We start from the raw sequence: 18,471 nt of genomic DNA on the forward strand, positions 1-18,471 counted from the left end.
TCTTATTCGCTCGGAGCTGATCGCTTCTTTCACAACCTCTTGTTTTAAACGGTGTTCAAGCAACAGCTCCTTGAAATAAGCCTGAATTTTTCAAAACATGAGAAGCTGTTTTAAAAAATCCTTTCTTATTGTCATCGGAGCTTCCCGTTGTTTTCACAACCTCTGATTCACGGTGTTCAAAGAGCTGACCTTCGGCGATAAGTCAAAAAATCTCAAAACATGGGGAGCTGTTTCGAGATTTTCCTCCTTAACGCTCAGGTCAAAACGCTCTTTTCACAACCTCTTACTTCAAAAGTTCTTTTAGTTTAGCTTTTTTTCTTTTTGTTTTAGACTAAAGAAAAAAGGAGGAATTGCGAATGGCAGAAATAAGAATTGGACATTCACAAGTTTACGCTGAACAACTTGGCTTAGGAGCGAATGCGATCGGTGGTCATAATCTCTTTGCTAACTTAAAAGATGAAACTGGGAAAGAAGTTGTACGAACCGCTTTGCAAAACGGCATCAATTTAATTGATACTGCTTATGCTTATGGAAATGGACGTTCAGAAGAACTGATCGGTGAAGTCCTGCAAGAAAATGAATTTGATCGTTCACGGGTAATCATTGCCACTAAAGCTGCCCATGTTCCTGGACAAAAAGGGGTATTCAATAATTCACCAGAATTTTTGACCCGTTCTGTAGAAGAAGCACTCCGACGTTTACAAACTGATTATATTGATATTTTTTATATCCATTTTCCAGATAAAGAAACGCCAAAAAATGAAGCAGTCGCTGCTTTGCACAAACTAAAAGAAGCAGGGAAGATCCGTGCAATCGGAGTCTCTAATTTTTCAATGACTCAACTGAAAGAAGCAAATCAAGATGGCTATGTTGATGTTGTTGAAGATAAATTTAGTTTGATCCATCGTGAAGCTGAAAAAGAACGTTGGCCTTATCTTGAACAACATAACATTAGTTTCGTCCCTTATTTTCCACTTGCTTCCGGCTTGTTAACGGGAAAATATCACTTAAATAGTCTTAAAAGTATGGCGTCAGATGACCCTCGTAAGAAGAATCCGGATTTTCAAGGAGAGAGGTTTGAAAAAATCATTCAGGCTGTCGAACAACTTGCACCGATTGCGAAAAACAATCAAGCTAGTATTGCTCAACTCGTTTTAGCTTGGTATATGAAAAATCCACGGATTTCTGTCGTGATACCTGGAGCAAAAAAACCGGAACAAGTTAGAGATAATGCTCGTGCATTAGATATTCATTTATCGTCCACTGATTACCATACCATTGATCAACTCTTTAAAGATTTTTAGAAAAATACAGAGAAGGTCGTGACAGAAGAAGTTAGCTCTGAAAAATGAGCGTATGCTGGAATGAAGGATGCTAGTAATTAAGGAGATGTTTCATTCAGTTAGTCGGTTAGCACCTTATTAATTCTCAGTTGATTTACAGATTTTTCTTGACTTTACGCCTTGTTTTTAGTAGGTTATAGGTAATATTGAAAATATCAATGAAAGAGCGAGTAAGTTTCTGAAGCTTTACAAGAGAGGATCATCAAGGCTGAAAATGATCTAAAGTTTTAGGTTCTAAAAGACACTCTGGAGATGGACGAGTGAAAAGCCGTCCCGTGTACGAGCGTTAATCGTTAGAGGAAAGAGCAATCTTTCAAAAATAGGTGGTACCGTGTATGAATTAGTCATTCACCCTTGTTCGTAATGAATAAGGGTGGATTTTTTTTTACATAGAAAAGTAAAGGGGAGAAAAAAATGAGTTTCCAAAGACCAAAAGGAACAAATGATATTTTACCTGGTGAGTCAGAAAAATGGCAGTTCGTGGAAGAAACAGCGCGTTTATTGTTTAGAGATTATCAATACAATGAAATCCGCACGCCTATTTTTGAACACTATGAAGTCATTTCTCGAAGTGTAGGGGATACAACGGATATCGTGTCAAAAGAAATGTATGATTTCTATGACAAAGGGGAACGCCACATCACTTTACGTCCAGAAGGAACAGCACCGATCGTTCGTTCTTTTGTGGAACATAAATTATTTGGACCAGAATATGCAAAACCTTATAAAACATTTTATATGGGACCAATGTTTCGTTATGAACGCCCTCAAAAAGGTCGTTTACGTCAATTCCATCAAATCGGAGTAGAAGCTTTTGGTTCTGACAATCCAGCAACTGACGTGGAAAGTATGGTTATGGCCCTTGATTTCTTTAAACAATTAGGAATCACTCAAATTCGATTAGTGATCAACTCGCTAGGAGATAAAGAAACGCGTCAAGCATACCGTCAAGCATTGATCGACTATCTTTCACCATTTGAAAAAGAGTTGAGTGAAGATTCACAACGTCGTTTGCATGAGAATCCGTTGCGGGTGTTAGATAGTAAAGACAAACGTGATCAAAAGTTTGTTGCTGATGCACCATCGATTTTAGATTTCTTAAGCGAAAAAGCACAAAAACATTTTGATATGGTCGTTGCTATGTTGGATGCACTTAATATACCTTACGAAATCGATAGCACGATGGTTCGAGGGTTGGATTACTATACACATACAATCTTTGAGATTATGAGTGATGCACCAAAGATGGGCGCACAAGCGACGATTTGTGCAGGTGGACGTTACGATAATCTGGTTGAAGAACTAGGCGGACCTCAAACACCCGGTTTTGGTTTTGCGATGGGGATCGAACGCTTGCTGTTAACAATGGAAGCAGAAGAAGTCGTGATTCCGGCATTTAATGAATTAGATGCTTATGTCGTGGCTTTAGGCGAAGAAACGAATATCGAAGCATTGAAACTGGTGCAAACGATCCGCAATTTTGGGTTTTCAGCTGATCGTGATTTTATGGATCGTAAAGCAAAAGCACAATTCAAAACGGCTGATAAAGCGAATGCTAAGTTAGTGTTAGTTATTGGCGGAGATGAGCTGGAAAACCAAACGGTCACAGTCAAATCAATGGCTAATAGAAAAGAAAAAAGCTTTAGTTTAACAGAAGTTTATGAACATTTTGATGAAGTCTATGATGAAATGACTTTATTCGAGTAGGAGGAAAAAGAAAAATGGCACAAAGAACAACTTATTGCGGTTTGATTTCAGCAAAAGAACTAGATCAAACTGTTACATTAAAAGGGTGGGTACAAAAGCGAAGAGACCTAGGGGGAGTAATCTTTATTGATTTACGTGACCGAGAAGGAATCGTCCAAATCGTTTTCAATCCTGAAGTCAATAAAGAAGCATGGGAAATCGCGGATAAATGTCGGAGTGAATACGTGATTGAAATCACTGGTGTGGTTCGTAAACGTGAGGAGCTAGCCATCAACCCTAAAATGGTCACTGGTGAATATGAAGTATTCGCAAACGAAATTGTTATCTTGAACAAAGCAAAAACACCACCGTTTTTGATTGAAGACGATCAAACAGTCGGAGACGAGATCCGTATGAAATATCGTTATTTAGATTTGCGTCGTCCAAAAATGACGAAAAATATCAAAATGAGAAATGAAACAACGAAAGCAATCCGTCATTATTTAGATGATAATGATTTCATGGATATCGAAACACCTTATTTAGGAAAATCAACGCCAGAAGGGGCTCGTGACTATCTTGTTCCTTCGCGTGTTTACCCAGGGCACTTTTATGCTTTACCTCAATCACCTCAGTTGTTTAAACAATTATTGATGAACGCAGGATTTGATCGTTACTACCAAATCGTTCGTTGTTTCCGTGACGAAGATCTTCGTGGTGATCGTCAGCCAGAATTTACTCAAGTAGATATTGAAACGACATTCTTGACGGCAGAAGAAATCCAAGATTATACCGAAGGCTTGATTGCGAAAGTGATGAAAGATGTTCGTGGAATCGACGTTACTTTACCGTTTCCTCGCATGACGTATGACGAAGCAATGAATCGCTACGGTAGTGATAAACCAGATACACGTTTTGAGATGGAGTTGATCGACTTAAGTGAAATCGTCAAAGATGTTGATTTCAAAGTCTTCCAAATGGCTCTTGAAAAAGGTGGCGTCGTCAAAGTTTTAAATGCTAAAAATGCTTCAAGCAACTACTCTCGTAAAGATTTAGATAATCTTGGGCAATACGCTAGCCAATTTGGTGCGAAGGGATTAGCTTGGCTAAAAGTAGAAGAGGACGGCTTGAAAGGTCCAATCGCTAAATTTATGGGAGATGCAACAGAAGCAATCGTTCAAGCGACAAACGCTGAAGTTGGAGACATTTTATTATTTGGTGCGGATACAAAAGAAATCGTAGCTGCAACACTAGGTGCAATCCGTACACGCTTAGGAAAAGAATTAGGCTTAATTGATGAATCAAAATTCAATTTCTTGTGGATCACAGAATGGCCACAATTTGAATATTCTGCAGAAGAAGGACGCTACGTATCCGCTCATCATCCATTTACGATGCCAAAAGAAGAAGATCTTGAACGCTTGAGTACAGATCCAGCTAGTGTCTATGCAGAAGCATATGATATCGTATTGAATGGCTATGAGCTAGGCGGTGGTTCAATCCGGATCCATACTCGTGAAATCCAAGAAAAAGTCTTAGAAACTTTAGGCTTTACGAAGGAACAAATGGAGGAACAATTTGGTTTCCTATTAACTGCATTGGATTATGGGTTCCCACCACATGGCGGTATTGCTCTTGGCTTGGACCGTTTTGTGATGTTACTTGCTGGTGAAGAAAACATTCGTGAAGTTATTGCTTTCCCTAAAAATGGTAGAGCAGCAGATGTCATGAGTGATGCACCAAGTACGGTATCAGATGCCCAATTATTTGACTTGAATATTGATGTAACCAGCATAGACTAAGTTTATTCGTATTGAACAAAAGACTAGTAACTCAATTCCATTGATCGTTTTATAAATAATAAGTACGGGAGTCTGGACTAGGTGTAAAAAGACTCTCGTACTTGTTTATGTTGTCTTGATTTAATTCCAAAACGATTTATAATTAAGCCATAGCGTATAATGTCAGTTGAGTTTTAACCCATATTTTCAATGGATGCTACGTTTAGTGATGCGATAGGCGAAGAATGAATCCTTCTTTTTGGTTAGTGTAATGATGGATCATTATAGAGTAGTCACTGAACGTAATCGTTCGTTCTTTCATTATATACTACGTATCTTTACTCACTATCCAAATTAAAATTAAGAAAGGAAATTCCGGGAAAAGAGAGAAATTGACTTCCAGCCAATGATTGTCTCTTCATACGAATTCATATGAAAATTACGAGATCGTAACCGGAAATACAAAGCAATGAAAAAAACTTTCGAAAATTGGGCGCATCATGATTATACGACCAAGCTTTCGGTATCTATCGTTTATGCATTGATTGCATCAGTAGCACTAAACTTTTTTTATCAACCAGGACATATTTATTCAAGCGGAATCACTGGCTTGGCACAAATACTGACTACTTTATCTAAATCGTTGATTGGATTCGAAGTACCCGTCTCAACGACTTTATACTTATTGAATATTCCTTTATTTGTTCTTGCTTGGGTGAAAATCGGTAAGAAGTTTACGATTTTTACATTTATCACCGTGACATTGACGTCACTTTGTATCCATATCCTTCCTCTAACGGTTCTTTCAACTGATCCAATCATCTGCGCGATTTTTGGGGGTGCTGTGATGGGGTTAGGGATCGGGTTAGCCTTAAGAAATGGCTTATCCTCAGGTGGTTTGGATATCGTCAGTATCACTATTCGTAAAAAAACAGGAAAATCGATTGGTTCAATTTCGATTTACTTCAATGCATTGATTGTTTTCGTAGCTGGTATCCTTTTTGGCTGGCAATACATGTTTTATAGCGCACTTTCGATCTTTGTCAGTGGGAAAGTAACCGACGTGATGTATACGAAACAAAAGAAAATGCAAGTGATGATCGTAACGAAGCATCCCGAACGAGTAGTCAATGAAATCCAAAACTGTATGCGTCGTGGAATCACGATCATCAATGAGGCAGAAGGAGCTTACAAGCACGATAAACAAACGGTGTTGATGACGATCGTTACACGCTATGAGTTGCCTTTGTTAAGAGAAGCGATGAAAGCTTCTGATCCACAAGCGTTTGTCAGTATCGCCGAAAATGTCCAAATTCTTGGTCGGTTTTATGAAGAGGGCGTTTAGTGCAAGTGCAACTTATTGACAGAAAAAGTGACATATCCAAATAAATGAATCGATCAGTGTGGCTGGAAACAACTTTATTCTACAAATCGTTTGATAAAGTTGGGCATTGTGTAGCTTGATTTGTATCTGGAGGGTGAGAATCTTCAAACAGTTTATCCTGTTTTGAGATTTTCACCCTTCATTTTGCTAAATTTGTCGTAACGATCTTAGTAAAGTGATTCTTTCAGTTAGATGTAATCTTACTGAGACTTCAAGGTTATTTTTAGTTATATGTTGTTCATAGTTGAATTTTTATTAAAGTTGCGGAAAAAGTTATTCTTTTTTTCAAAGTTTTATGGGAAGATAGAAATGATAGCGAAAATCACATGAATTTTTCTTGCTATTTTTGTACAATACACGTATATTACAAATGAAAAAAGTTTATGAAAAGTTGGAATATTGAATGGAAAAACAAAAAAGGTTAAAAAATAGTCGCTACATTACTGGTTTTGACGGTATTCGTTCTTTGGCAGTAGTAGGAGTGATTTTGTACCATTTGCTCCCTACAAGTTTGAAGGGTGGTTATTTGGGCGTCCCGATATTTTTTGTTGTATCAGGCTATTTGATCACTGATTTATTACGGCAAGAATGGGAACAAAATGGCAAAATCAATATTTGGCAGTTTTATGTCCGACGAATGAAAAGGTTATATCCAGGATTAGTGTTTTTACTAATCACTGCATCTGCTTATATTACGTTATTTCAACGAGGGTTATTGAATAACTTACGAGGAACAGTCGTTAGTAGTTTATTGTATGTCAACAACTGGTGGCAAATAAAAAATGGTTTGTCTTATTTTGATCGATTTGCCAATGAATCACCGTTTACCCATATTTGGTCATTGGCGGTGGAAGGTCAAAACTACTTAGTTTGGCCCATTCTTTTTGTTTTGTTAATGGTTTTTGTACGTAAAAAGAAGTGGATCGTTTATACAGTCTTAGGAGGATCACTTATTTCTGCGATCCTCATGATGATCCTGTTTACGCCAGGCGGCGATCCAACTCGAGTATATTATGGAACAGATACGCGATTGTTTTCAATTTGGTTAGGAAGTGCTTTGGCTTTTGTCTGGCCAAGTACCCGATTGAAAAAAAATATTCCGAAGCAAGCAAAACGGGTGTTGAATCTAGCCGGATTGATTTCACTGATCGCATTGATCCTCTTCTTTTTCTTGTTAGATGATCATTATAGTTTTGTCTATTATGGGGGCATGCTGTTAGTTAGTCTCTTCTGTGTCGTTTTAGTTGCGGTAACAGCGCATCCAGGCGCAAGTGTGAACAAATGGTTAACCAATCCCGTGTTTTCTTGGATCGGTAAACGAAGTTACGGCATCTATCTGTATCAATTTCCAGTCATGATTTTTTATGAAGCAAAAGTTGCGAATATTGCGGATCATGTTTTGCTTCATACATTGATCGAGATTTCATTGATCCTGATCATTAGCGAACTTTCTTATCGCTACATTGAACGTCCTTTGGCACGATTCGATTATGGACAAACGATTCAAGTAGTCAAAGGCTGGTTCACTAAGCCGATTATCAGCAAGCAAAAACCTTGGGTCATTCCGGGAACATTGATGGTGTTGATCGCTCTTGTTGGTTTTGTTACAGCACCTAAGAATTCAGTGACTGCGGATCAAAAAAAATTACAAGCACAAATTGCTGAAAGTAAAAGATTGGCGGAGGAAAGCCAGAAAAATGAAGATAATAATTCCAACACCGTTGATCAAGCAGTTCTTGACAAATATGGACTAACAGCTAAACAAGGAAAGAAAGCGCAGAAATTAGAATTGACAGCATTTGGGGACTCAGTCATGTTAGATGCAGCGACTGATTTGAAGGAGTTATATCCTAAAGTTGTTGTTGATGGAGACGTTGGTCGACAATTATATGCGAGTGAGCCATATATTGAAGAACTGAAAAAACAAAACCTATTGAAAGATACGGTTTTGATTGGCTTAGGAACAAATGGAGCCTTTTCTGAATCGCAATTTGATAGCATCATGAGTGCCTTAGGAGATCGTAAAGTTTACTGGGTAAATGTCCGCGTTCCTACAAAACGTTGGCAAAACGATGTGAATGCCTTGTTAGCACAAATGGCTAAAAAATACGATAATCTTACATTGATCGACTGGTATGATTATAGTAATAGCCACAATGATTGGTTTTATGATGACCAAGTACATCCAAATCCAGAAGGAATGAAACACTATATCCATTTAGTAAGTGAAACTTTATTAGGGAAAGATAAAACGAAGAAAACTGTTTCAAGTGAATCAACCCAAAATGATACGAATACTAATAGTGGTAGTGTAGCTAGTTCTGCTAATGGAAATGGTAGTACGGAATAGTTGAATAAGAGATAAGACATCTTGATTTTCCGGCTCTTTGTCAATAAGGACTGATAAGTGGTATAAAATCAAATATGGGTCAGAATGAACCTCATTCTGACCCGTATTTTTTGTTATTTAACGTCAATTAATTGATTGCTCAAAAAGATTCTAATATTCATGTTCTCAAATGATTTAAATCCGTAAGCTACACGTTTGATTGTCTTTATATGGGGATTCTTCTGGAAGCTTTCGCAAGCAACCTCGATACATCATCAGTCCCATAAATTATAGAGCCGATTTTCCTCTATCAATAAGTGCTGAACTCATTTGAAAGGATCTCAAGATGTCTTTTCAATTGTTTGAAGTAGGTAACAATCAACAGCCAAAAAACTAATTTTTGTGTTTTTGTTTAGTTCTCGTACATCCCCTTAAAAGGTCGATTCAGCCCCAGTAATATTGACCCAAATTATTGTTCTGGCAACATGTGAGAGGGCTGTGTCTTTAAATACCGTTCTTTTTGAGTGCGCGTGAGTTTTTTAAAGGCTGCTTCGGCTTTTGTTGCGTCACTCCTAGTTGCAAACACCTCAGCATGGATCATTTTGACGGGTCGCCTTTTTTGTAATCGGGTATATTTAGCTCCTGTCCCATGATTGTGTTCTGCTAATCTTCTTGAAAGATCCGTCGTATAGCCACCGTAAAACGTGCCATCTTTACAAGCTAAGACATAAAAATAATGCTCACTGGCCATAAAGAATTTCTCGGATTTCATTTGTATAGCTACCATCAGGCATGTATGTGATCAACGGTGAAGCAACTTTAAAGCCATCTAATTTGCCTTCTTTGATTCCTTCGATCAACAAAATATTTGCCTCTTTCCCCATTTTTGGATAAACGAATTGAATTTTTTTAGGGGCGATACGGTGTTTTTCTAGTAACTGAATAATTTCTAAAAAGCGGTCTGGGCGATGGACCATTGCAAAGCGTCCATTGGTTTTTAATAATTTACTAGAAATTTTGATCACATCTTCAAGAGTAGTATGGATTTCATGTCGAGCAATCGCTAAATGCTCATTCGGATTTTTTTTATTGGTTGGTAATCCCTTAAAATAAGGGGGATTACAGACGACTAAATCACATGAATTATGACGAACAACGGATAAACTTTCTTTTAAATCAAGCGTATGGATGGTCATTTGGTGTGTTAGCTCGTTTAATTGGATACTACGTCTTGCCATATCCGCTAAACGTGGTTGAATTTCGATTCCATCAATCAACGCATTCGTTCGTTTGCTCAAAAAAAGACCGACTGCACCATTTCCTGCACAGAGGTCAACGATTTGTCCTTTTTTCGGTACACGTGCAAAATGAGCAAGTAAAACAGCATCTAGTGAAAAAGAAAAAACGTGAGGACTTTGAATGATTTTAATATCATTTGCATATAATTGATCGATCCGTTCATCTTCGTGAAGCATGGGTTCCCTCCAAAATGAAAAAACTAAGTGATTGTATTATACTATTTTTATAAAAAAGAACCAAGGTACCTTGTAAAGTTTCCTAAATTTAGGCATACTATGACCATACACCTAGAAAGGAAGAGACTATGTTCTATCGATTTATGAGAGGGCTAGTCCGAGTGATCTTAGCAGTGATCAACGGCAATGCCCGATATGAAAATAAAGAAGTTTTACCACAAGATGAGAATTATATTTTGGTAGCGCCACATCGAACTTGGTGGGATCCTTTATATCTTGCTGTAGCAGCTTCGCCTAAAGAATTTAGCTTTATGGCAAAAGAAGAATTATTCAAAAATCCAGTATTACGCTTTATTTTGACACATGCCCATGCGTTTCCAGTAAAAAGAGAAAATCCAGGACCTAGTGTCATCAAAACGCCAGTTAAAATTTTAAAATCTACTCATTTAGGTTTGATTATGTTCCCAAGTGGAACAAGACATGCAACGGAATTAAAAGGCGGAATGGCATTGATTTCTAAAATGTCAAAAGCAAAAATCGTTCCTGCTGTCTACCAAGGACCATTGACTTTGGGTGACTTATTCAAGCGCAAACGGGTGGTTGTACGTTTTGGTGAACCGATCGATTTGTCTGATATCAAAAAAACAGACAAAGAAGGAATGGCAGAAATCGAACGTAGAACACAAGCCGCTTTCGATCAACTAGACAAAGAAGTCAATCCTGACTTTAAATATGAAATCAAAAATAAAAAGTAAATGATTCTTTTTCAATAAAAATCAAAGCGCAAGGTAATGATAAAAGTTGTGATTCTTTCTAAGCATGGGACTATCTATGTTTATACGGAATCAGCAACTTTTTTTCATTGCCTATTTGTTTTAGTCCGTAATGATCCTAGGTATCATGTAATGAGGGGAAGTGTTATAATAATTAGAAGGACATTTTTTGAGGTGATGAGATGCGTTTTTTACATACAGCTGATTGGCATATTGGAAAAAAACTACAAGGATACGATCGAATCAAGGAACAAGAGCATGTTTTAACCCAGATCTTAGCAATTGCAAAAGAAGAAAATGTTGATGCAATCGTGATTGCGGGAGATCTTTATGATCGAAGTGTTCCGTCTGTGGATGCCATTGAAGTGTTCAATCAATTGATGGTCGAATGGAATCTACGGGAAGAATTTCCGATTTTTGCGATATCCGGAAATCATGATAGCGGTATTCGTCTTTCGACAGGAACACCTTGGTTCAGTCAGTCCGATTATTATTTACAAACTAGATTGGCAGAAGCCTTTCAACCAATCATATTCAAGGATACGCAATTTTTCCTTTTGCCTTATTTTGAACCAATCTCAGCGAGGATATATTTTGAAGATGAGCAGATACGCACCATTCAACAAGCAATGGAAAAAGTCATTGAGAAAATGAAAACGCAGTTTGACTCAACGAAAAAACAAGTGTTAGTGAGTCACTTTTTTGTGACCGGGAGTATGAAATCAGATTCAGAAACCAAAATTGAAGTAGGCGGATTAGATGCTGTTTCAGGAGATTTACTTGAACCATTTGATTATGTCGCATTAGGACACCTCCACAATCAAGCAGCATTGAATCAAAAAAATGCCCGTTACAGTGGGTCGCCTTTAAAATTTTCATTGTCAGAAATCAATCAAAAAAAAGGTGTTTGGATCGTAGATTTAGAAGAGGACGTCTCTTTGAATTTTCGAGAACTGACCCCGTTATATGATATTGAAGAAATAACAGCAAGTTTTAAAGAGCTGTTGAATCCAGATTTTTATCAGACGATCAATCGTGAAAATTATCTCCAAATTTATTTGGAAGATCGAACGATTATCCCTAACATGATGAATCAATTAAGAAAAATCTATCCACGGATACTTGGTGTGGAACGTTCAAACGGTCGAGTAGAACTGAAACAGGGAAAACAAAAAAAGATGATGACAAAGGATCCACATAAGATCGCACAAGGCTTTTTCAAAGAAATGACCAAGGAACAGTTGACGAACAAGCAGGAAATCTGGTTAAAAGAAACGCTACAAGAACTCACGGACAGGAATGATCAGTAATGAAACCCAAGAAATTACGACTAAAAAATTTTGGTCCTTTTATTGACGAGACAATTGATTTTGCGAAATTGACCGAAGCACCACTATTTTTGATTACTGGAAAAACAGGTGCAGGAAAAACGACTCTTTTTGATGGAATGACTTATGCATTGTTTGGTGAAACTTCTGGCAGAATCAGGACTGGTAAAGAAATGCGGTCTCTTTTTGCTACGCCTGAAGAAGAAACGTGTGTCTTTTTTTCATTTGAGCATCAGCGGATGAATTATGAGATTGAACGTAAGCCAGAACAACTCTTGGCCAAACGTAAAGGTGAAGGCAATCGAAAGCAAGCAGCAAAAGTTTCTTTGACGATCTTTGATGAAGCGGGCAAAGAAATGCGTCAATACACGAAACGTAGTGAAGTGGATCAATTAATCAAAGAATTAATGAATCTGGATGCGAAACAGTTTTCTCAGATCGTTTTACTACCTCAAGGAGAATTTCGTAATTTTTTAATTTCATCAAGTAGTGAGAAAGAAATTGTCTTACGTAATTTGTTTGGCACGCAATTTTTCCAACAACTTAATGAACAATTGAAAGAAAAAGCCAAAGAACATCAAAAAAATTTAGATCATCTTGAGCAAGAATTGAGTTTGCTGCAAAAACGCTTTATCCCTTTGGACACAGGAACGGTTCCTGAAACCTTAAGTTTCGATGCGTTATTCACTTATTGGCAGGCAGAGCAAACAACATTACAAGAAAGACTTCTCCAAGAAAAAAATAAACTGGTTCATTTACAAGAACAACAAAAGCAATTAGAAGATACCTATTATCATTCGCAAACATTGCAAACACGTCAGGAAGAAAAGCAAAAATTAGAGCAAAAACATGCAGAATTGATCCAGCAAGAAAGTGAAATCAATGAAATAAAACAATGGATCACTCATTATGAATTTGCTGAACGACTGGTCGATACGTTGACACGAAGCCAAGAATACCAGAAAGAACAAGCAGAACTGATTGATAAAGAACAGACTTGTTCTGAAACATTCGTGCAACAAGAACAAGCGTATGCACAGTGGCATAAAGAGGAACCTGAAAGAAAAAATGCCCAACAAGAAATGGAACATGCAGCGAATCGATTACAAGTCATGAAGTCATTAATCCCAATTGCGGAAGAATGGCAAAAAAAGCAAAATGAAAGTGAAGAGTTACAAAAGGCTAAGAAAAAAGCAGAAGAAAAAGAACAAAAAATTCTTCAAGAACAAGTCCGGTTAAAAGAAGAAGAACAAAGACTAGCAGAACTGCTGCTTGACCAAGATCGCTTGCACAGTGATCAATTGTGTTACGAACAACTTCGGCATGAGCAAGAAAAGTACCAAACTATCCTTACAGAAAATCACCAGAATACAGAACAGTTAAAGATGAATCAAACCAAGTTGTCCGAACTGATCACAAAACTCCAAGCTCAACAAGTAATGTTAAGCAAACAAAATAATCAAGTTGATCTTTTAAAGAGTCAATGGGCAAGCCAACAAATTGCGAAGTTGCAATTGCTATTATTACCGGGGCAACCTTGTCCAGTTTGTGGGTCAACGGAGCATCCTAAACAACAAAATGAGCATGTATTGCCTAATCAAGAAGAATTTGTCCAACTGGAAGCAAATTTAGCCGAGGCAGAAACAAACCTTGAACAAATCAATCAAGAAATAGGGCGTAGTGAAGCAGAAAAAGCACAAATAGAACAAAAAATAGCTGACTTGGAAAACTTCGGAACAGAAAAACAAGTAGAGATCCAAAAAAGCAAAGAACGATTACAACATTTGATCCAGCAATCGTTTAAATTTGCCATAGCAGATGATCCTCTTGTATCCTTAGAAAAAATTCAGCATGATTTGGATTCGCGTGCAGAGGCCATCACACAGGCAAAAATCGCTATTCAAACACTAACTGAACGTTTAAGTCTTATCGAAGATCAGCGAAAGAAGATCACCGAACAAATCAGCCAAAACAAAGAAGAGCTCCAACAAGTACAAGGGGAGCTTGTTACCTTGACGAAACAGTTAGAAGGACAAAATACTCAGACTTTGATTGAGGATGTCAACCAATTAGAAGAAAATGTTGCGATGAAAGCCCAATGGTTAGCAGAAGAAAAAACAAAAGAACTTCGTTTTTCTCAAGAAATCAGTTTGTTAAAAGCGCAAATGGCTAATATTCATGAGCAACAGGCAAAAATTGAAAATAAAATTCAGCGTATCCAAGAGCAAATTTCAGCAAAAATAAAAGAGCAAGCTTACTTTAAAGAAGCAGATGAGGTATTGGCATTTACTAAACAAACAGTTGAATACCAAGAGAAGAGTCAACTGGTCAACGCATATGAGAAAGAACGATTAATCGTTGAAGACCGCTTAAGCCAGTTGAACCATGTTGCTTTAGCTGAAACACTTCCTGATTTAGAACAATTGGAGCAACAACTAGATGAGCTAAAAGCTGCGGTTCAAACACAACAGGAACATTGTTATCACTTGCAAGAGCAAGAACAGCAGAATCAGCAAATCATCGAAGAATTTTCTTCGATTTATCAAGCGAGTCAAGAACAATTAGATGAATTGATCCAACTACAACAATTATCGCAAACGATGAATGGGGAAAACCCTAGAAAAACCAGTTTGGAAAGATACGTACTACAAGTGTATTTACAAGAAGTACTACAAGTGGCAAATGTGCGATTGCAACGTCTGACGAAAAATCGTTACCAATTTGAGCTTGCAGATGAAGTGGGAAGTTACCGTGGGAAAACAGGGTTGGAGATCAATATCTATGATGATGAAGCAGGTCTGACACGTGGGGCTCATACGCTATCTGGTGGCGAAAGTTTTATTGCAGCTTTATCCTTAGCGTTGGCTTTAGCTGAAGTGATCCAGACACAAGCCGGTGGTGTGTTGATCGAAGCGTTATTCATTGATGAAGGATTTGGATCGTTAGATGAAGAAGCACTTGAAATGGCGATTGAAGCATTAGAAACAATTGAAAGTGAAGGTCGTATGATCGGGATCATCAGCCATGTGAGAGAATTAAAAGAACGAGTAGTACAACAAATCAGAATCGAAACAGAAGGTAGCGGACAAAGTAAAGTACGCTATCATCTTGGATAAGAGGGGGATTAACTGATGAAATGGAGCATTCCAGAAAAAGTCATTGCAAGAGGACGTCAATATCTGCAAGAAGGACGGGTATTATCGGTTGTCCCTGACCAAGAAGAAAAAGTTTGGCATGCGGAAGTCTTAGGCAGTGAATTGTATATGGTCGATTTAGATGGGACAGCCAAAGAAGTCGATTTCTGCCAATGCCCTTATTGGGAAGAACATCATTATTGTAAGCATACAGTGGCAGTCGAACTGTACTTGCGCTCTAAGAATCTTTCACGAATAATCAAGGCAGATCAACCTGCGTTAGAACCAGTCAAAAAAAGTAGCGAAGGTGAAATTTTAACGAAAGGTTTTTCAAGACTAACTGTCAAAAACCACTCATCACGGACGCAACCATTGATTGTGGAATATCAAGTAGAAACGATTGAGACCAATCATTATCATCCGGAATTAGCTATTTTAGCCGTTTATTTGCGGATTGGTTATTTAGATCAGCCAAAGAAAACGTATATCGTTAAAAACATTTTTGATTTTTTACATTCCTATATGGAAAATGAACGCTACACTATGAATAAACAATACCAGTTCCATCTAGATCAACGAGCTTTTCAAGGAGAAGATCAAGTAATCTTAAAAACGTTAGCTGAGTGTGCCCAAACGCAACTTCTTTTAGGTGCAAACGGCCTACAAGTCAAAGGGAAATTAGATAAACGTTATTTGTTATTACCGATCGAACAAGCAAAAACATTGTTAGAACAGATGAACCAAACGACAAAACTCCAAATGAAGATCGGAGAAGTGAATTATCAAGGGGTTCGATTTTCTGATAATGAGCCTTCCTTAGAATTTGAAGTAACAAAAAAAGAAGAGGCCTATCAATTAAGCGCACTGAATGACTTTGAGTTGTTCTTTACTCATTATCAATGGGGAATGATCCAAGGAACTTTTTATTCATTAACAAAACGTCAACAAGCAGTCTATTTAACTTGGAAACAGCTTATGAGAAGATTTGAGAAACCAGAAGTATTGTTTCTTAAGCAAGAACTATCCTCATTATTCAAAGAAATCATTCCATTGCTATCTGAAATTGGTCAAGTGAGCATAGCGGATGAAGTGAAAGCAGAAGTTGCTGACGTGCCAGTGGAATTTATTTTCTTCTTTAGAAAATCGAAAGGCAAGATCCAGGCTCGTGTTGATTTTGTCTATGATGAAGTCGTTTTTTCAACAGATAAAAAACATGAAGTTATTGCTGAAAATGCTTCTGAAGTATTAAGAGACAAAGCCCAAGAACAACGCGTATTAGACTTGTTCAAAATGTATCGCTACCAACGAAATGAGACAGGCTATGAACGTTTATTGCCGACAGGAGAAGAGTTGTATACTTTTTTCCGTACAGAGTTAGCCGTTTTTCGTCAGTTTGGTGAGGTCCGCCTTGGGAAAAAACTTCGGGAATTGTATTTAGATGCACATCGACATCAACCGAAGATCGAAGTGGAAGAAACCAGTTCATGGTTAGATATTCGTTTTGATGTGACTGGGATTGAGGAACAAGAAATCAATCAGGTCTTACAAAGTTTATTGCGAAATGATGCTTTTTATACGTTAGAAAATGGGCAAGTATTGTCCTTTGATTCCGAAGAGTTTCAGCAAACAAGTCAAATCTTGCAACAATTCCGTGAATCGATCCGTTCAGAATCTGGAACGATCCATGTGCCTAAAAACCAAGGATTGATCATTCAAGATAAGTTAGCAGGAAGTTCAGCAACTTTTGGTGACTCCTATCAAAAAATGATCCAAGATCTAATACAACCTGAACAATATCAAGTATCCTTGCCAGCAGGTCTACAAGCTGAATTGCGTGATTACCAAAAACAAGGATTTCGATGGTTGAAAATGCTGGGAAATTACCAGTTTGGCGGAATTTTAGCAGATGAAATGGGTCTAGGAAAAACCCTTCAGACAATTGCCTATTTGCTTTCAGAAAAAGAAGAAAAAGGCGAACTCTCTGCTTTGATCGTCGCTCCTGCTAGTTTGATCTATAACTGGCAAGCAGAAGTGAAAAAATTTGCTCCTTCTTTGAGCATCCAAGTAATCAACGGGAATAAAAAGGAACGAGAAGAACTATTAGCTCGTAAGGCAGATATCAGAGTCACTTCTTATGCTAGTTTAAGACAAGATTTAGCAGATTATCAAAAACATGCGATTAATTATTTGATCCTTGATGAGGCTCAGATGGTCAAAAATAGTAGTACCAAAACAGCTCAAGCGCTACGAGAATTAAGTGTACCGCAACGTTTTGCCTTAAGTGGGACGCCAATTGAGAATAATTTGGAAGAACTATGGTCGCTCTTTGCAACGATTATGCCGGGATTTTTCCCGAATAAGACCCGCTTTAGAGAGCTGGCACCTGAAGAAATTGCCCGAATGATTCGTCCGTTTGTGTTACGAAGGGATAAGCAAACCGTGTTAAGCGACCTGCCAGAAAAAACCGAGATGAATCTTTATTCTGCATTGACAGAAGAGCAAAAAACCGTGTACTTGGCTTATTTACGTCAGATGCGAGAAGAGATTTCTACTATGGACTCAGAAGCTTTTAAAAAGAATCGCATCGGTATTCTAGCTGGTTTGACACGATTACGCCAAATTTGCTGTGATCCAAGATTATTCTTGGAGGATTATGAAGGTGGCTCAGGAAAGCTAGAACAAGTCAAAGATCTACTGGTCGCAGCCAAAGAAAACAATCGGCGGGTTCTGTTGTTTTCTCAATTTACAGGTATGTTGACCATCTTACAAGAAGAACTAGCAGAATTAGGAATTTCTACTTTTTACTTAAGAGGAAGCACCAAACCGCAAGATCGTTTAACGATGGTAGATGCATTCAATGAAGGAGAACGAGATGTCTTTTTGATTTCATTGAAAGCTGGCGGAACCGGACTCAACTTAACGGGAGCAGACACGGTAATTCTGTATGATTTATGGTGGAACCCAGCCATTGAAGAACAAGCGGCAGGACGTGCGCACCGTATCGGACAAAAAAATGTGGTCGAAGTTTGGCGCATGATTGCAGAAGGAACGATTGAAGAGCGGATGGATTCGTTACAACAAGAAAAAAGAGAGTTATTCCAAAAAGTCATCCAAGGAAATGAAGACCAATTAACCAAATTAACGGAAGATGATATCCGGATGATTCTGAGTGTCGGAGACCTGGAAGACTAAAAATTTTGAAACAAAAAATAATTAAATCTTAAGACTCAATAATAAA

11 protein-coding genes and 1 pseudogene are annotated in these 18,471 nt (G+C 37.8%); 9 read left to right on the forward strand and 3 right to left on the reverse strand.

The window, feature by feature from the left end; genetic code table 11:
• The first annotated feature begins 356 nt into the window (after positions 1–356).
• The 5 genes from AB3I12_RS12620 (at position 357) to AB3I12_RS12640 (ending at position 8,544) form a co-directional block, all read left to right on the forward strand.
• Positions 357–1,304 (forward strand): aldo/keto reductase, encoded by a 948-nt coding sequence (locus AB3I12_RS12620; protein ID WP_063627543.1) that lies wholly within the window; start codon positions 357–359, stop codon positions 1,302–1,304.
• A 453-nt stretch (positions 1,305–1,757) separates the two neighbouring features.
• Positions 1,758–3,050, forward strand: coding sequence for a histidine--tRNA ligase (gene hisS / locus AB3I12_RS12625; RefSeq protein ID WP_063627542.1), 1,293 nt, complete (start codon positions 1,758–1,760; stop codon positions 3,048–3,050).
• Between the two features lie 14 nt (positions 3,051–3,064).
• A complete protein-coding gene (gene aspS, locus AB3I12_RS12630) occupies positions 3,065–4,831 on the forward strand; it encodes an aspartate--tRNA ligase (RefSeq protein ID WP_063627541.1) in 1,767 nt (588 codons plus the stop codon).
• Positions 4,832–5,279: 448 nt separating this feature from the next.
• The gene (locus tag AB3I12_RS12635) at positions 5,280–6,155 is read left to right on the forward strand and encodes a YitT family protein (protein WP_010720874.1); all 876 of its coding nucleotides are present in this window, start codon (positions 5,280–5,282) and stop codon (positions 6,153–6,155) included.
• Between the two features lie 442 nt (positions 6,156–6,597).
• Positions 6,598–8,544 carry an acyltransferase family protein gene (locus AB3I12_RS12640; RefSeq protein WP_010720873.1) on the forward strand — a complete coding sequence of 649 codons (1,947 nt, stop codon included), beginning with the start codon at positions 6,598–6,600 and terminating at the stop codon, positions 8,542–8,544.
• Between the two features lie 113 nt (positions 8,545–8,657).
• On the opposite strand, the pseudogene AB3I12_RS12645 reads toward AB3I12_RS12640, so the two are convergent.
• The 3 genes and pseudogenes from AB3I12_RS12645 to AB3I12_RS12655 form a co-directional block, all read right to left on the reverse strand.
• Positions 8,658–8,777 (reverse strand): annotated as a pseudogene (locus AB3I12_RS12645) (transposase); the annotation flags it as partial.
• Between the two features lie 215 nt (positions 8,778–8,992).
• Positions 8,993–9,274, reverse strand: a complete 282-nt coding sequence (locus AB3I12_RS12650; RefSeq protein WP_053766274.1) for a GIY-YIG nuclease family protein — start codon at positions 9,272–9,274, stop codon at positions 8,993–8,995.
• Positions 9,264–9,998 (reverse strand): tRNA1(Val) (adenine(37)-N6)-methyltransferase, encoded by a 735-nt coding sequence (locus tag AB3I12_RS12655; protein WP_063627540.1) that lies wholly within the window; start codon positions 9,996–9,998, stop codon positions 9,264–9,266. Before AB3I12_RS12655 ends, AB3I12_RS12650 begins: the two co-directional genes overlap by 11 nt.
• Before the next feature lie 128 nt (positions 9,999–10,126).
• Here AB3I12_RS12655 and AB3I12_RS12660 point away from each other — a divergent pair, with 128 nt between their 5' ends.
• The 4 genes from AB3I12_RS12660 (at position 10,127) to AB3I12_RS12675 (ending at position 18,425) form a co-directional block, all read left to right on the forward strand.
• Complete coding sequence (locus AB3I12_RS12660) at positions 10,127–10,753, forward strand: 1-acyl-sn-glycerol-3-phosphate acyltransferase (RefSeq protein WP_010720870.1); 627 nt, start codon at positions 10,127–10,129, stop codon at positions 10,751–10,753.
• Positions 10,754–10,953: 200 nt separating this feature from the next.
• Positions 10,954–12,081: an exonuclease SbcCD subunit D gene (locus AB3I12_RS12665; protein WP_063627539.1), complete on the forward strand. Its 1,128-nt coding sequence runs from the start codon at positions 10,954–10,956 to the stop codon at positions 12,079–12,081.
• Positions 12,081–15,215, forward strand: a complete 3,135-nt coding sequence (locus AB3I12_RS12670; protein WP_063627538.1) for an AAA family ATPase — start codon at positions 12,081–12,083, stop codon at positions 15,213–15,215. Before AB3I12_RS12665 ends, AB3I12_RS12670 begins: the two co-directional genes overlap by 1 nt.
• Before the next feature lie 15 nt (positions 15,216–15,230).
• Positions 15,231–18,425, forward strand: a complete 3,195-nt coding sequence (locus AB3I12_RS12675; protein ID WP_063627537.1) for a DEAD/DEAH box helicase — start codon at positions 15,231–15,233, stop codon at positions 18,423–18,425.
• Positions 18,426–18,471: the final 46 nt, after the last annotated feature.

Origin of the sequence: Enterococcus sp. C65 (assembly GCF_040887165.1) — a bacterium.
Classification (GTDB): domain Bacteria; phylum Bacillota; class Bacilli; order Lactobacillales; family Enterococcaceae; genus Enterococcus_B; species Enterococcus_B hirae.

Coding starts and splice junctions, on each gene's coding strand:
- AB3I12_RS12620 (WP_063627543.1), top strand. CDS start 357: ATGGCAGAAATAAGAATTGGACATTCACAAGTTTACGCTGAACAACTT.
- hisS (WP_063627542.1), top strand. CDS start 1,758: ATGAGTTTCCAAAGACCAAAAGGAACAAATGATATTTTACCTGGTGAG.
- aspS (WP_063627541.1), top strand. CDS start 3,065: ATGGCACAAAGAACAACTTATTGCGGTTTGATTTCAGCAAAAGAACTA.
- AB3I12_RS12635 (WP_010720874.1), top strand. CDS start 5,280: ATGAAAAAAACTTTCGAAAATTGGGCGCATCATGATTATACGACCAAG.
- AB3I12_RS12640 (WP_010720873.1), top strand. CDS start 6,598: ATGGAAAAACAAAAAAGGTTAAAAAATAGTCGCTACATTACTGGTTTT.
- AB3I12_RS12650 (WP_053766274.1), bottom strand. CDS start 9,274: ATGGCCAGTGAGCATTATTTTTATGTCTTAGCTTGTAAAGATGGCACG.
- AB3I12_RS12655 (WP_063627540.1), bottom strand. CDS start 9,998: ATGCTTCACGAAGATGAACGGATCGATCAATTATATGCAAATGATATT.
- AB3I12_RS12660 (WP_010720870.1), top strand. CDS start 10,127: ATGTTCTATCGATTTATGAGAGGGCTAGTCCGAGTGATCTTAGCAGTG.
- AB3I12_RS12665 (WP_063627539.1), top strand. CDS start 10,954: ATGCGTTTTTTACATACAGCTGATTGGCATATTGGAAAAAAACTACAA.
- AB3I12_RS12670 (WP_063627538.1), top strand. CDS start 12,081: ATGAAACCCAAGAAATTACGACTAAAAAATTTTGGTCCTTTTATTGAC.
- AB3I12_RS12675 (WP_063627537.1), top strand. CDS start 15,231: ATGAAATGGAGCATTCCAGAAAAAGTCATTGCAAGAGGACGTCAATAT.